Source organism: Sphingopyxis sp. GW821-FHT10B01, assembly GCF_059415685.1.
In genome coordinates this window covers 86,324-100,277 of the sequence record NZ_JBWKNS010000007.1, presented here as the reverse complement: position 1 = coordinate 100,277, position 13,954 = coordinate 86,324, and the positions used below count along the sequence as shown (strand labels likewise).

Annotated in this window: 14 protein-coding genes and 1 tRNA gene; 8 read left to right on the top strand and 7 right to left on the bottom strand. The window is 62.6% G+C overall.

Annotated features, from left to right (window positions below):
- Positions 1–122: 122 nt before the first annotated feature.
- The 3 genes from purF (at position 123) to AC07NV_RS19570 (ending at position 2,769) form a co-directional block, all read left to right on the top strand.
- Positions 123–1,580: an amidophosphoribosyltransferase gene (gene purF, locus AC07NV_RS19580; protein ID WP_495168070.1), complete on the top strand. Its 1,458-nt coding sequence runs from the start codon at positions 123–125 to the stop codon at positions 1,578–1,580.
- A 4-nt stretch (positions 1,581–1,584) separates the two neighbouring features.
- On the top strand, positions 1,585–2,319 hold the full coding sequence (locus tag AC07NV_RS19575) for an SDR family NAD(P)-dependent oxidoreductase (RefSeq protein ID WP_495168069.1): 735 nt from the start codon (positions 1,585–1,587) through the stop codon (positions 2,317–2,319).
- A 63-nt stretch (positions 2,320–2,382) separates the two neighbouring features.
- Positions 2,383–2,769: a hypothetical protein gene (locus AC07NV_RS19570; RefSeq protein ID WP_495168068.1), complete on the top strand. Its 387-nt coding sequence runs from the start codon at positions 2,383–2,385 to the stop codon at positions 2,767–2,769.
- An 84-nt stretch (positions 2,770–2,853) separates the two neighbouring features.
- Here the strand turns inward: AC07NV_RS19570 and AC07NV_RS19565 are convergent, their stop codons facing one another.
- The 5 genes from AC07NV_RS19565 to AC07NV_RS19545 form a co-directional block, all read right to left on the bottom strand.
- Entirely contained in the window at positions 2,854–4,041 is a 1,188-nt protein-coding gene (locus AC07NV_RS19565; RefSeq protein WP_495168067.1) for a serine hydrolase domain-containing protein, read from the bottom strand.
- A 19-nt stretch (positions 4,042–4,060) separates the two neighbouring features.
- A complete protein-coding gene (locus AC07NV_RS19560) occupies positions 4,061–5,338 on the bottom strand; it encodes a class I SAM-dependent methyltransferase (protein WP_495168066.1) in 1,278 nt (425 codons plus the stop codon).
- A 75-nt stretch (positions 5,339–5,413) separates the two neighbouring features.
- The gene (locus tag AC07NV_RS19555) at positions 5,414–6,367 is read right to left on the bottom strand and encodes a metal-dependent hydrolase (RefSeq protein ID WP_495168065.1); all 954 of its coding nucleotides are present in this window, start codon (positions 6,365–6,367) and stop codon (positions 5,414–5,416) included.
- Positions 6,368–6,405: 38 nt separating this feature from the next.
- Positions 6,406–7,443: a 2-oxoacid:ferredoxin oxidoreductase subunit beta gene (locus AC07NV_RS19550; RefSeq protein WP_495168064.1), complete on the bottom strand. Its 1,038-nt coding sequence runs from the start codon at positions 7,441–7,443 to the stop codon at positions 6,406–6,408.
- The gene (locus tag AC07NV_RS19545) at positions 7,440–9,302 is read right to left on the bottom strand and encodes a 2-oxoacid:acceptor oxidoreductase subunit alpha (RefSeq protein ID WP_495168063.1); all 1,863 of its coding nucleotides are present in this window, start codon (positions 9,300–9,302) and stop codon (positions 7,440–7,442) included. Before AC07NV_RS19545 ends, AC07NV_RS19550 begins: the two co-directional genes overlap by 4 nt.
- Positions 9,303–9,484: 182 nt before the next feature.
- Between AC07NV_RS19545 and AC07NV_RS19540 the strand changes: the two genes are divergently transcribed.
- Together AC07NV_RS19540 and AC07NV_RS19535 are read left to right on the top strand one after the other, a co-directional pair.
- On the top strand, positions 9,485–10,432 hold the full coding sequence (locus AC07NV_RS19540) for an alpha/beta hydrolase (protein ID WP_495168062.1): 948 nt from the start codon (positions 9,485–9,487) through the stop codon (positions 10,430–10,432).
- Positions 10,429–10,905 carry an RNA pyrophosphohydrolase gene (locus AC07NV_RS19535; RefSeq protein ID WP_495168061.1) on the top strand — a complete coding sequence of 159 codons (477 nt, stop codon included), beginning with the start codon at positions 10,429–10,431 and terminating at the stop codon, positions 10,903–10,905. Before AC07NV_RS19540 ends, AC07NV_RS19535 begins: the two co-directional genes overlap by 4 nt.
- Here the strand turns inward: AC07NV_RS19535 and AC07NV_RS19530 are convergent.
- Positions 10,866–11,555, bottom strand: a complete 690-nt coding sequence (locus AC07NV_RS19530) for a uracil-DNA glycosylase (RefSeq protein ID WP_495168060.1) — start codon at positions 11,553–11,555, stop codon at positions 10,866–10,868. The genes AC07NV_RS19535 and AC07NV_RS19530 overlap by 40 nt on opposite strands.
- A 23-nt stretch (positions 11,556–11,578) precedes the next feature.
- Here AC07NV_RS19530 and folK point away from each other — a divergent pair, with 23 nt between their 5' ends.
- From folK to galE, 3 genes are all read left to right on the top strand, one after another.
- The gene (gene folK, locus AC07NV_RS19525; protein WP_495168059.1) at positions 11,579–12,100 is read left to right on the top strand and encodes a 2-amino-4-hydroxy-6-hydroxymethyldihydropteridine diphosphokinase; all 522 of its coding nucleotides are present in this window, start codon (positions 11,579–11,581) and stop codon (positions 12,098–12,100) included.
- A 44-nt stretch (positions 12,101–12,144) separates the two neighbouring features.
- Positions 12,145–12,220 (top strand) — tRNA-Lys (locus AC07NV_RS19520).
- Between the two features lie 132 nt (positions 12,221–12,352).
- Positions 12,353–13,369: a UDP-glucose 4-epimerase GalE gene (gene galE / locus AC07NV_RS19515; RefSeq protein ID WP_495168058.1), complete on the top strand. Its 1,017-nt coding sequence runs from the start codon at positions 12,353–12,355 to the stop codon at positions 13,367–13,369.
- On the opposite strand, the gene AC07NV_RS19510 is transcribed toward galE, so the two are convergent.
- Positions 13,366–13,938: a TMEM165/GDT1 family protein gene (locus AC07NV_RS19510; RefSeq protein ID WP_495168057.1), complete on the bottom strand. Its 573-nt coding sequence runs from the start codon at positions 13,936–13,938 to the stop codon at positions 13,366–13,368. The two genes, galE and AC07NV_RS19510, sit on opposite strands and share 4 nt — an antisense overlap.
- Between the last annotated feature and the right edge of the window lie 16 nt (positions 13,939–13,954).

Genomic DNA, 13,954 nt, shown 5'->3' with positions numbered 1-13,954 from the left:
ATTAAAGCCGCTGTCACGCGGTCCTTTTCAGCCCTCGTGACAATTGCGTGAATTGGGGGGGCGACATTTGCAATGTCCCTCCCTATATGCGCCCCAGTCACTGCCCTCGCTGCTGGACCATCATGCTCACCACTAATCCTTTCGACGACGACAAACTCCGTGAGGAGTGCGGCGTCTTTGGTATTCACGGCGCAGACAGCGCCGCCGCGGTTGTCGCGCTGGGCCTACACGCCCTGCAACATCGTGGACAGGAAGCCGCGGGCATCACTGCCTTCGACGGCAAGGAATTCCACACCCACCGTGCGATGGGTCATGTCGCGGGCAATTTTGACCGCGACGACATCATGCGTCAGCTGCAAGGCGGATCGTCGGTCGGTCATGTCCGCTATTCGACGACGGGCGAGACTGCGCTGCGCAATGTCCAGCCGCTGTTCGCCGACCTGTCGACGGGCGGCTTCGCGGTCGCGCATAACGGCAATATTTCCAACGCCACGGCGCTCAAGAAGGTCCTCGTCCGGCGCGGTTCGATCTTTCAATCGACCAGCGATACCGAGGTGATCATCCACCTCGTCGCGACGTCGAGCTATCGTTCGCTGCTCGACCGGTTCATCGACGCGCTGAAACAGATCGAAGGCGCCTATTCGCTCATCTGCCTAACCGCCGAAGGCATGATCGGCTGCCGCGATCCGCTCGGCATCCGCCCGCTCGTCATCGGCAAACTGGGCGATGCCCATATTCTGGCGTCAGAAACGGTCGCACTCGACGTGGTCGGTGCCGAATTCGTACGCTCGGTCGAGCCCGGCGAACTCGTCATCATTCGCGAGGGCCAGTTGACCTCACACCGCCCCTTTGCCGCGCAGTCGGCGCGCCCGTGCATTTTCGAATATGTCTATTTCTCGCGCCCCGATTCGATTGTCGACGGGACGAGCGTCTATTCGGTCCGCAAGGCGATCGGCGCCGAACTCGCGCGCGAAAACCCGGTCGAAGCGGATCTAGTCATCCCGGTCCCCGATTCGGGAACACCCGCCGCGATCGGTTATGCGCAGGAATCGGGCATTCCGTTCGAACTCGGCATTATTCGTTCGCACTATGTCGGACGCACCTTCATCCAGCCCGGCGACAAGGTTCGCCATCTGGGCGTCAAGCTGAAGCATAATGCCAATCGTGCGTTGATTGCCGGCAAGCGTGTCGTGTTGATCGACGATTCGATCGTGCGCGGCACCACCAGCCTGAAAATCGTGCAGATGATGCGCGATGCCGGCGCGACCGAAGTGCATATGCGCATCGCCAGCCCGCCAACCCAGCACAGCTGCTTCTATGGCGTCGACACGCCCGAACGGGCAAAACTGCTCGCGGCGCAGATGAGCGTTGGGCAGATGGCGAATTTCATTAACGCCGACAGCCTGTCCTTCATCTCGATCGACGGTTTGTATCGGGCTTTGGGCGAGGCGAAGCGCAGCGACGACGCCCCGAAATATTGCGATGCCTGCTTTACGGGTGACTATCCGACCACGCTGACCGATTTCGACGAGCATGGGTTGGAAGATCAATTTTCGCTGCTTGCCGAACGGGTTGTCTGACACAATGACCACAAGGACTGAAGAATTGGCGGGCCAGGTTGCGCTCGTCACCGGGGCAAGCCGTGGTATTGGCGAAGCCATCGCGGAATCGCTCGCCGCACGCGGCGCGCATGTCGTGATCACCGCGCGCACGGCGGGCGGGCTCGAAGAACTCGAAGACCGGATCCACGAAGCGGGTGGCAGCGCGACGATCGCGCCGCTCGACCTGACCGACGGCGACAGCATTGCCCGCCTTGCAAGCGCAATCGCCGAACGCTGGCAGCAGCTCGACATGCTGGTGCTCAACGCCGCGATGCTCGGCACGCTGACCCCCGTCGCGGCGATCGACGGCAAGGAATTCAACAAGCTGCTGACGCTCAACCTGATCGCGCAGCAGGCGCTGATCGCCAATTTCGACCCGTTGCTGCGCCGTGCCGCGAACGGCCGCCTGATCGCGCTTTCCAGCAGCGTCGCGCGCGACCCGCGTGCCTATTGGGGCGCCTATGCCGCCTCGAAGGCGGCCTTCGAAACTCTGGTCACCAGCTATGGCGCTGAAATGCGCAATATCTCCACGGTGCGTACAGCGATCCTCGATCCTGGCGGCACACGGACGCAGATGCGCGCACGCGCCTATCCCGGTGAGGATCCGCAGAGCATCAAAGACCCCGTCGCGGTCGGCGAATATGTCGCGGACCTCATGGTTGCGGGCTTCGACAGCACCGCCTTCCATGCGCTGCCCAAGGTCATGCAAAAAGCTTAACGCCATCTTCGGGTTCCTGCGCTAAAGACACCGACAGAAGACGGGGTTTGCAAGGGCGTTCACATGACCAAGGATATTTTGCGATCGGCAATTGCCGCCGTGGCCGGCATCTTCGTTGCCTTCGGGCTGATCTGGCTTGCCCAATATGCCGGCAGCGAATTCTCGCCTTCGGAGTATGAGGTTGCGACGGGCGAAATCTTGATTCCGATCGGCTCGACCATATCGCTCATCGTTGGCTGGTTCATAGCTACATTCGCCGGCGGATGGCTCGCCATGCGAGTCTCAAACGGCACCGGTCCCGGATGGGTTGTTGCGGGCGCCGTCATTGGCGCAGCCCTCTACACCGCAACGGATTTTTCCGACGCGTGGTGGATCATGGCTTTGGGCGTCGCAGTTCCGCTTGCGGCAGCATGGCTGGCGCAGCGCGCAACGGCGATTGCGGCTGAATAAACTCCGACCACCCCCGCAAAGGCGAGCGCGGCCGGAGATGTTGCGTAAAGCCGATAGCGGCCCCCGCCTTCGCGGGGCGACGTCTTATTTCGCCTCTTTGTCGACTGCCGCCTGCACAGCCTTGTAAAAAACCTCACGCGCTGCGCCGACACCCTCGGGATCGGTCGCGGTCGGCCAGTTGCCGTTCGATGCGATCACGAGCTTGCGCTTGGGATCGATGAAAATGCCCTGCCCGAATATGCCCTGCGCGGCGAAACTGCCGTCGTCGTTGGTCCACCATTGATAGCCATAGCCGCGGCCCGGCAGATCGATGCCCGCCTGCTTCGTCGTTGCGGCGGGGAGCCAGTCGTCGGGCAGCACCTTCTTGCCGCCCACCACGCCGCCGTTCAGGATAAATTGCCCGAAACGTGCATAATCCTTGAGGCTTGCGGACATACAGCAGCCGCTGATCTCGTGCCCCGTCGCGCCGAGCATCCACACCGCGTCCTGCTCCATGCCGAACGGCTTCCAGACCTTTTCGGACAGATATTGCGACAATGTCTTGCCCGTCGCGCTCGATACCAGCACGCCTATCAGATTGGTCTCGCCGGTCTTGTACACCCACTTCGACCCCGCGGGCGCTTCGCGCGGCAAGGTCTTCATATAGCTAACCGTTATGTCCTCGCCCGCGACCGGCTTTTGCAGGTTGAACAGCGCGACGTCGGACTTGGGATCGGTATAATCCTCGTTCCACTTGACGCCCGAGGTCATCGTCAGCAGTTGCCGCACGCTGACGTCGTCATAGGCCGAACCCTTGAGCGCGGGGATATAGACGGTGACCTTGTCGTCGAGGCTCTTGATATAACCGTCCTTCACCGCCGCACCGACGAGGGTCGAGGTGAAGCTCTTCGCGACCGAGAAGCTCGTCCATCGGCCCGCGGCGCTATAGCCGAGGGCGTATTTTTCGAGGCGGATCTTGCCGTCCTGAACGATGATCAGTCCGGCGTTGCGCTGTTTCGCCATATAGGCGTCGATATCGGTGCCAATCTCGATCGGCTTGCCCTGCGGCAGCGGATAGACGGGTCCGCCGGCCTTGACCGTGTTAACGACAACCTTGGGCACGGTCTCCATCGAGCGGAAGGCAGCGTCGCGTTGATCCTGGGTCCAGAACAGCACATTCAGATCCTTTGGCAGTTTGTCGGTGATTTGCTTGTCGACAGTTTGCGTCGGAGCCGGCGCATTGCACCCCGCCGCCGCGGTGCACATCAGCACCGCCGCCAATAATCTTCGCATGCTTCTCTCCCTTATGTTTTCAGGCCGTTTTTTCGAGCGTGACTTGCGCGACGGCGATACCGCCGCCGCGAAAGCCTCCCTCGCAATATTGCAGATAATAGCGCCAGAGCCGTACGAAGCGCTCGTCGAACCCCGACGGCAATTGATCGGCCGCGACGGCCGCATCGAAACGCTCGCGCCACTGGCGGAGCGTTTCGGCATAATCGCCACCAAATCGCTGGACATCGCGCCAGGCGAGCCCCCGCGCTTCGGCCAGTGCGCGAAAGCGACTTTCCGAAATCAGGCAGCCGCCCGGGAAGATGTAGGCCTGAATGAAGTCGCTGCTCGCCGCATAACGTTCGAACAGCGCGTCGTTGATCAGGATATACTGGATCGCCGCCCGCCCACCGGGTTTCAACAACCGCGCGATCGCGTCGAGATAAGCGGGCCAATAGACTTCGCCCACCGCCTCGACCATCTCGACGCTGGCAATCGCATCATAAGGGCCCTGTACATCGCGGTAATCGCAGATTTCGATGCGCGAGCGCCCCGACAAATCGACCGCTTGCAGCCGTGCATCGGCAATATCGGCCTGCGCCGGCGACAGGGTGATGCCGGTATAAAGAACGTCGTGGCGCTCGACGGCGCGTTGCGCGAGCGCACCCCATCCACATCCGATTTCGAGCAACCGGCTTCCCGACCGCAGATCGAGCCGGTCGAGGATCGCATCGACTTTCGCCGCTTGCGCTTCCTCGAGCGATTGGCCAGGGTCGGTGAACAATGCGCTTGAATAGTTCATGCTCGGGTCGAGCCACAAGCGATAGAAATCATTACCCAAATCATAGTGAGCATGGATATTCCGCTTTGCGCCGCGGCGATCGTTACGGTGAAACGCGTGGATCGCCTTGTTCAGCCAGCGCCAAGGACCATGCGCGCGAGCGACATTGCCCAGCGATTCGCCGTTGCGCGTGAACAGATCGAACAGCGGTACAGGATCGGGCGACGACCATTCGCGCGCCTCCCACGCACGGTACCAGCCAACCGACCCCGACAGCGCGAGCCGCGCAAGCGCCGCCCAGCTGTGGAGATGGATGACCGCCACCGGCCCTTTGCCGCGGCCGCCGAGCAGCCGCACGCTGCCGTCGGGCAGATGGCTTTCGATCGTGCCGAGTCCGAGCCCGGCGTCGATCCGATCGAGCATGCGGTGAAAGAGGCGCCCGGGTGCCAGCGCGATCAGCCGGGCCATCCCGCCAGTGCGGTAGGCACGGTCGGCGCGGAGCAGTTCCTTACCGCGACGCGGGCTGACATGCGTGTTCATAACTGCCTTCCTGCCCCAAACTTGCCCGGCTGACAATCAGTTGCCGCGCCCTGTCATGACGTCATATCTCCGCTCTCATTCGGGACGGCTGGCCGTGTCCGGCGCGGTCAGGCGCACCTGGAACCGATCCTGCGCGAGTGGATGCATGAAGCGCTGATCGCGGAGCAGGATCGCGTCGCCATCGCGTTGGGCGACCGGCATCCGCGACCAGAACAGGAAAGCGCGAGCCGCCGGGTCGGCCTTTACCCATGTCGCGAGTCGCGGATCGTCCATTCCGGTCGGGACACCACCGATGTCGACACCGCCGCCAACGCCTGGCACGAAGCTCGCGGTCCCATAGCGATCGGCGGTTCGCCAGAAGATATCGCGCTTCCAGAATGCGAGCGGCGGCGGACTGGCCACGACCAGCGCGCCGCGATGCCCGCTTGCGTCGAGCGCACGAGATGCCATGCGCTCAGCGGCGCCAGTGATCAGGCCGTTGGCGAAGATATAGGCGCATACGGCGGTAAAACCGATCCACGCCGGCCGCTGCCAGTTGGCGATCCCGCGTCGTTCACGGCGGAGCGACAGCCAGACCGACACGCCGAGCGCGATCCAGATCCACAGGTCGATGATGAAGATGCTGTCGCCATAGAACCATTGCGACGAAAAGGGCTCGAGCAGGCGGATGCCATAGTTGTTCAGCCAGTCGAGCGCAGGGTGGCTGAAGCAGCCTATATAGGCGAGCGCCAGCAGCCAGCCTTTGTGGATCGGCACACGCCCCGGCGGCCGCTTGCCGCGTCGTTCCTGCCACCGGTCGAACGCGAGCATCAATACCCACAGGAGCAGCGGCAGCAGGATGAGCGCGATCGGCCCATGCGTGATCCCGCGCCGCATCGCCAGCGATTCGATTCCGTAGATCGCGCAGCCCGCGTCGATATCGGGCAGGTTCGCCGCGATAATCAGCGTCGGCATCGCAAGGCCGGTCTTTTTCTTGAGCCCCATCTGGCCCAGAATCGCACCGGCGAGGCTGTGGGTCAGATTGTCCATGCGGACCTATAGGTCCGACCCGCGGCGCTGCACCAAGATCAGAGTTCCGGCCCGCCCTCGGTAACAGTCCACGTCTGGCCCTTTTTGAGCAGGCTTTGCAAGTCGGCGGCCTTGCCTTCGGCTGCGACCTGGTTCTGGCGGATGACATCGGCCTCGAACGTGGGGCGCGGGTCGTCATAGAGCACGCCGAGCGCCATCGGGAATTCGCCGAAGCGCATTTCGACGAGCATGTGCGCGACGCTGCGGTTGGTTACGTCGTGGACGATCACCCCCGCTGCCTGCCAATCGCCATCGACGACATCGACCACCTTCAGGTGCAAGGCGTCACTGTCGAGTGCGATGCCCTTGACGCCCTTGGCGAACAGCATCGGTTCACCATTTTTGAGCCAGAGCTGGCGATCCTCGGCACCCTTGGGCGCAGCAAAATCTTCGAACACGTCTTTATTATAGACGATACAATTCTGAAAAATCTCGATAAATGCAGCGCCCTTGTGCGCGTGCGCCGCCTTCAGCACGTTCGGCAATTCTTTCGACACGTCGAAGCCGCGCGCTACAAAGCGGGCGCCGGCGCCAAGCGCGAAAGCCGCAGGCTGCGCGGGCCGGTCGACCGAGCCAAAGGGCGTCGACGGACTGGTTGTCCCGACACGGCTGGTCGGGGAATATTGCCCCTTTGTAAGGCCATAGATCTCGTTGTTGAACAACATGATCTGGCAATCGAGATTGCGGCGGATCAGGTGCATTGTGTGGTTGCCGCCGATCGACAGACCATCGCCATCGCCGGTGACAATCCAGATGTCGAGACCCGGATTGGCAAGTTTCAGCCCCGTCGCGAACGCTGGCGCGCGGCCATGGATCGTATGGAAGCCATAGGTTTCCATATAATAGGGGAAACGCGACGAGCAGCCGATACCGCTGATGAAAACCGTATTTTCGGGCGTGGTGCCGATTTCGGGCATGGTGCGCTGCACGGCCTTCAGGATCGCATAGTCGCCGCATCCGGGGCACCAGCGAACTTCCTGATCGGTTTCCCAGTCCTTGAGCGTCGTCGTGCGAGCGATCGTGGTCATCTCGTTCACTTGATTGCCTCCTCGATGGCGCTTTCGATCTCGGCGATCGTGAAGGGCTGGCCCGACACCTTGTTCACCGGTTTCGCATCGACCAGATACTGGTCGCGCAGCACGGTCTTGAGCTGTCCGGTATTCATTTCGGGCACAATTACCTTGTCATAGCTTTTGAGCAGCTCGCCAAGATTGGCGGGAAGCGGCCAGATATGGCGGATATGGACATGGCTGACATCCAGTCCCTCGGCGCGTTTGCGACGCACTGCCTGATGGATCGGTCCGAAGGTCGAGCCCCATCCGACGACCGCAAGCTTGCCGCCTTCGGCGCCCAGTTCGACGATCTGGTCGGGGACCTTGATGCCGTCGATCTTGGCCTTGCGGATGTCGGTCATCGCCTGATGGTTCGACGCCTCGTAGTTGATGTGCCCCGTATCGAGTTCCTTCTCGATCCCGCCGATGCGGTGGAGCAAGCCGGGGGTACCGGGCTTGACCCACGGACGCTTGAGCTTTTCGTCGCGGCCATAGGGCTTGAACCCGCCTTCGGGCACTTCCGTCAGAAACTCGACCGGGAATGCCTCGTAGGTGGTGAGGTCGGGCACCGCCCAGGGTTCGGCCGCGTTGGCGATATAACCGTCGGTCAGCAAAATCACCGGCGTCATATATTGCACCGCGATGCGCACCGCCTCGATCGCGCATTCGAACGCGTCGCCGGGTGAACGTGCAGAAATCACCGGCATCGGCGCATCGCCGTTGCGGCCATAGACAGCCTGATACAGATCCGACTGCTCGGTCTTCGTCGGCAGGCCGGTCGACGGGCCGCCGCGCTGCGAATTGACGATGATCAGCGGCAGTTCGGTCATGATAGCAAGGCCCATCGCCTCGCCCTTCAGCGCAATGCCGGGGCCCGAAGAGCTGGTGACACCGAGCGAGCCGCCATAGCTGGCGCCAATCGCCGAACAGATCGCCGCAATCTCGTCCTCGGCCTGAAAGGTCGTGACGTCATATTCCTTGAGCCGCGACAAATGATGCAGAATCGCCGACGCCGGGGTGATCGGATAGCCGCCGAAGAACATCGGCAGATTCGCGAGCTGCGCGCCCGCGACAAGACCGAGTGCGATGCCCTCGGCACCCGTCAGCGTACGATAGAGGCCGGGCGCCACCGGCGCCGGATCGACATGATGCTGCTTGAGCGGGCCAGCGAGTTCGGCGGTTTCGCCATAGGCGTGGCCCGCGTTGAGCGCGGCGATATTGGCCGCAGCCAGATCGGGCGCCTTGGCGAATTTGCCGTTGAGCCAGTCGACGAGCGGCTGGCGATCGCGGTCGAACATCCAGAGCGCGAGCCCCAGCGTCCACATATTCTTGCAGCGCAGCGCTTCCTTGTTGCCGAGCCCGAAGGGCTTCACAGCATCCATCGTCAGCTGGCTGATGTTGAGTTTGAGGAGCTGCCATTTGGCAAGGCTGCCATCCTCGAGCGGGTTCGCCGCATATTTCGCCTTGGCGAGGTTGCGTTCGTTGAACTCGCCCTCGTCGGCGATGATCAGGCCGCCTTGCTTGAGCTGCGGCACATTGGTCTTGAGCGCTGCGGGGTTCATCGCGACGAGCACATCGGGCGCATCGCCTGCGGTGTCGATCGCCGACGAACCAAAGTTGATCTGAAACGCCGAGACACCGAACAGCGTGCCTTGCGGTGCGCGGATTTCGGCAGGAAAATCAGGGAAGGTCGCAAAGTCGTTGCCCGCGAGCGCCGACGACAAGGTGAATTGCCCCCCGGTCAGCTGCATCCCGTCACCACTATCGCCGGCAAATCTGACGACTACCGCATCCGAAAGGGGGGACTGCCGTTTGTCGGCTTCGTCCACTACCGCTGTCGCCATTTTCACTTCTGCCTTAAATCTTGCGAACCTGTGACATGGGCCTAGTCCCGTGGAGGCCATGCCGCAATTCAGAAAAAATTGTGCACTGCAAAGGGCAAACGCCAGTCAGTTTCGATTCGCGATTGAATTTGCCCCGCCAATAGCGAATAGCTGGACGATGATATCGCTCAGGGAGAGACTGGATGACCGACGGCACGCCCCATTATACACGCCCCGATGTGGCGGGCTTCCTCGCCTTTCTGAACGCACAGGACGGCCCGAAGATGGAAGAGATGCCGCCGGAGGGCGCGCGCGAGATGTTTCGCGTGATGGGGCAACTCGCCGACGTGCCGCGCGGCGAAATCGCCAAGGTAGAGGACCGGACGATCCCGGGCCCCGCGGGCGATATCGCGATCCGCATCTATGACAATCGTCCCGATCGAGAGGTCGGACCGGTCATGGTCTTCTATCATGGTGGTGGCTGGGTGATCGGCGATCTCGACACGCACGATCCCTATTGCGCCGAAGCGGCGCGCCTTCTCGACATGCCGGTCGTCGCGGTCGACTATCGCCTTGCCCCCGAACACCCCTTCCCCGCCGCACCCGAGGACTGCGAAGCCGCGACGCGCTGGGTCGCCGACAACATTCCTAGCACCGGCCTCGTCTTGTCGGGCGAAAGCGCCGGGGGCAATTTGACGATCGCCACCGCGCTCACCTTGCGCGATCAGCCGGCGTCGAAACCGGTGATTGCGATCCATCCGATCTATCCCGCCGTGACGACGCACGACGATTGGCAGAGCTATCGCGATTTCGGCGAAGGCCATTTGCTTACGGCGGGCAGCATGACCTGGTTCGGCAACCAATACGCCGCCGATCCCGCCGACTATCGCGCCTCGCCGCTCGATTTCCCGGCCGAGGGCTTGCCGCCAACACTGCTGATCACCGCCGGGCTCGATCCGTTGCGCGACCAGGGCCGGGCCTATGCAGCCAAGTTGATCGAGGCCGGCGTGCCCACCACATATCGCGAGGCCACTGGCACGATCCACGGCTATATCAACCTGTCGCAGGGGATCCCGAGCGCGAAGGAAGATATTCGCGGGGCATTGACCGTATTGAAGGCGATCGTCGCCGAGGCTAGTGGATCGGCATGATTGACCATAATGCCCTTCCCTACCGCCCCTGCGCCGGGGTGATGCTCGCGAACCGTGACGGCCGTATCTTCGTCGGCCAGCGGCTCGATACGTCAAGCGAAGCCTGGCAGATGCCGCAAGGCGGAATCGATGACGGCGAGGATGCCGAGCAAGCCGCGATCCGCGAACTCGGTGAGGAAACCGGCGTGCATGGCGGGCTGGTCGAGATCATCGCACGCGGCCGCGAGGAATATTTCTATGATCTGCCCGATGAACTGATCGGCAAGATGTGGGGCGGCAAATATCGCGGCCAGCGCCAGCATTGGTTCCTGATGCGCTTCATGGGCGAGGACAGCGACGTCAATATCCATACGAAGCATCAAGAATTCCGGGCGTGGAAGTGGGCCGAGCTTAACGAGATCGAGAAGCTGATCGTGCCGTTCAAGCGCGTCCTCTATCGCGGACTGGTCGAGGAATTCGGCCCGCTCGTCTGATCCTTCAGCGCGAGCGCGGTGCGAAAAACATCGGCAAACATGGCCGGCGTCAATCGCCCGGTGTTCGTGTTGTAGCGCGAGCAATGATAGCTATCGACCAAGTGGCGCCCATCGGGCAACGCGTGGACCGCACCGTGCGCGAAGGGATAGACCGCCAGCCGCACTCCGGCCGCGCGCAGCGTGGCCTCGTGCGCGATACGCCCGAGCGCGATGATGACGCGAACGCTGGGCAGCGCCGCCAGTTGGGTTTCGAAATAGGGCCGGCAGTTTGCAATCTCCTGCGGTGTCGGCTTGTTCTGCGGCGGCAGGCATTTGACGCTGTTGACGATGATCGCCCCATCGAGCGTCAGGCCGTCGTCGATACGCGCATCGTACCGGCCCTTGCTCAGACCGAAATCGGCGAGCATCGCGAACAGCAGGTCCCCGGCATAATCGCCCGTGAACGGCCGGCCCGTGCGGTTCGCGCCATGCTTGCCGGGCGCGAGGCCGGCGAATGCCAGCCAAGCGTGGGAATCGCCAAATGCATAGACCGGCGCATTCCACCAATCGGGATATTCGACCTGGCATTCGCGGCGAAACGCGACCAGCCGCGGGCATCGCGGACAATCGTGCGGCGGCTCGGTGCCGGGCAACGGGCTGTCAATCTCCACGCATCTGCGATAGGCGCGAGGCCATGAGCAACGCAATGCCGCTTCCCCTTTATGCCATTGGCCTCGGATCGAACCGGCGCCATGCGCGCTTCGGCGACCCGCGTGCGGTGCTGCTCGCCGCGCTCGCGGCGCTGGAAAGCGACGATATCGAAGCCGTCGATGCCAGCCCGATCATCACCAGCGACCCACTCGGCCCGTCGCGCCGTCGCTATGCCAATGCGGTCGCGCTCGTCGCCTCGCCGCTCAGCCCGCCCGAAATGCTCGAACGCCTGCAAGCCATCGAGGCAAGCTTCGGCCGCCGCACCGGTCAACGCTGGAGCGCCCGGACGCTCGATCTCGACATCCTGCTCTGGTCGGGCGGCACATGGTCCGACGCTGCGCTGACCATCCCGCATCCGGCCATCGAGGAGCGCGCCTTCGTGCTGGGCCCGCTGCGTGCGATCGTCCCCGAATGGCAGCATCCGCTGCACGGGCATAGCGTCCGGCAACTTGCCGCGCGCCTCGCCCGTCCAAAGCCGGTTGACCGGGGCGCATCGGCGCACTAGGGCGACGGCTCACTTCGCGGCAGCGCCTTTATCGGCGCCGCGATGGGCCCTTAGCTCAGTCGGTAGAGCAACTGACTTTTAATCAGTAGGTCGCTGGTTCGAACCCAGCAGGGCTCACCACTTTATCAATCGACATGATAAAACCGGCCGGGAACCGACGGTCCCAGCTGCAGACAATGTCTTGGTACGATGCTCCGGATGGAATAGGGCGACCAACGATGGGCGCCAGCGCCAGTGGAGGCAGGTCGAGCGATGAAGATTCTACTGACGGGCGGAGCGGGATATATCGGCAGCCATGTTGCGGCAGCGCTGGTGTCGTCGGGGCACGACGTCGTCTGTTTCGACAATCTGTCCAATAGTGACGCGACCGTAATGGATCGCCTCGAAGCGATTACCGGCACTGCCATCCCGCTCGTCAAAGGCGATATCCGCGACGGAGACGCGCTATGCCGCGTAATGGGCGATCATTCGATCGACGCTGTCATCCATTTCGCGGGGCTCAAGGCTGTTGGCGAATCGGTCGCCGAGCCGATCAAATATTATGACAATAATGTTCGCGGCACGCTGACTTTGCTCGAAGCGATGCGCGATTGCGAGGTCAGGACGCTGGTCTTCTCGTCGAGTGCCACGGTCTATGGTCAGCCGCAATATCTGCCGCTCGATGAAGATCACCCGACCTCGGCGACCAATCCATATGGTCGCACCAAGCTGATGATCGAGGAGATGCTCGCCGATGTTGCCGCAGCCGATCCCGAATGGCGCATCGCAATCCTGCGTTATTTCAACCCGGTCGGCGCACACGACAGCGGGCTGATTGGCGAGAACCCCAACGGCACCCCCAACAATCTGATGCCGTTTATCAGCCGGGTCGCCGCCGGACGGCTGAACGAACTGGCGGTCTTCGGCAGCGACTATGACACGCCCGATGGCACGGGGGTGCGCGACTATATTCATGTCGTCGACCTCGCCGAGGGCCATGTGGCCGCGCTCGATGCGATCGGAAGGACCGACCAACCGCTGTCGACATGGAACCTTGGCACTGGCCAGGGCTATTCGGTGCTCGGCATGGTCGAGGCGTTCGAGCGCGTGAACAATGTCAGCGTCCCCTATCGCATTGCCCCGCGCCGCGATGGCGATGTCGCGAGCTGCTTTGCCAGCCCCGAACGCGCCGCGCGCGAACTGGGCTGGAAGGCAAATCGCGACCTCGACGCCATGTGCGCGTCGAGCTGGCGCTTCGAACGCATGCTCGCCACGCGAAACGCGGACTAGCCGAACCAGCCCGCCGTCTGCGCCAGCACCCACAGGCCGATCACGAGAAACAATCCTGCCGCGACCATGCGGACTTTGGCGAGGTCGACGCGCTTGAGCAGTTCGTGGCCGAGGAAGATTGCCGGCACATTGGCGATCATCATGCCGAGGGTCGTGCCGGCGGTGACCAGAAGGACGTTATGATATTGCGCGCCGAGCGCGATCGTCGCGACCTGTGTCTTGTCACCCATTTCGACGAGAAAAAAAGCAACGAGCGTCGTCAGAAAGGCGCCGAAACGCGGCTTTGGCGCGTCGTCATCGTCGAGCTTGTCGGGGACCAGCGTCCACGCCGCCATCGCGATGAACGACAGGCCGATCGCATAGCGGAAGATCGGGCTGTCGAGAAACGAAGCGACCGACGCACCGAGCAGCGCTGCCAGCGCATGGTTGGCGAGCGTCGCGACGAGGATACCGAGAATGATCGGAACCGGTCGGTTGAAACGCGTCGCGAGCAGGATCGCGAGCAGCTGCGTCTTGTCGCCGATTTCGGCGAGCGCGACGACAGCGGTCGAGGTGAACAAGGCTTCCATGGGTTACTCCGGGGCC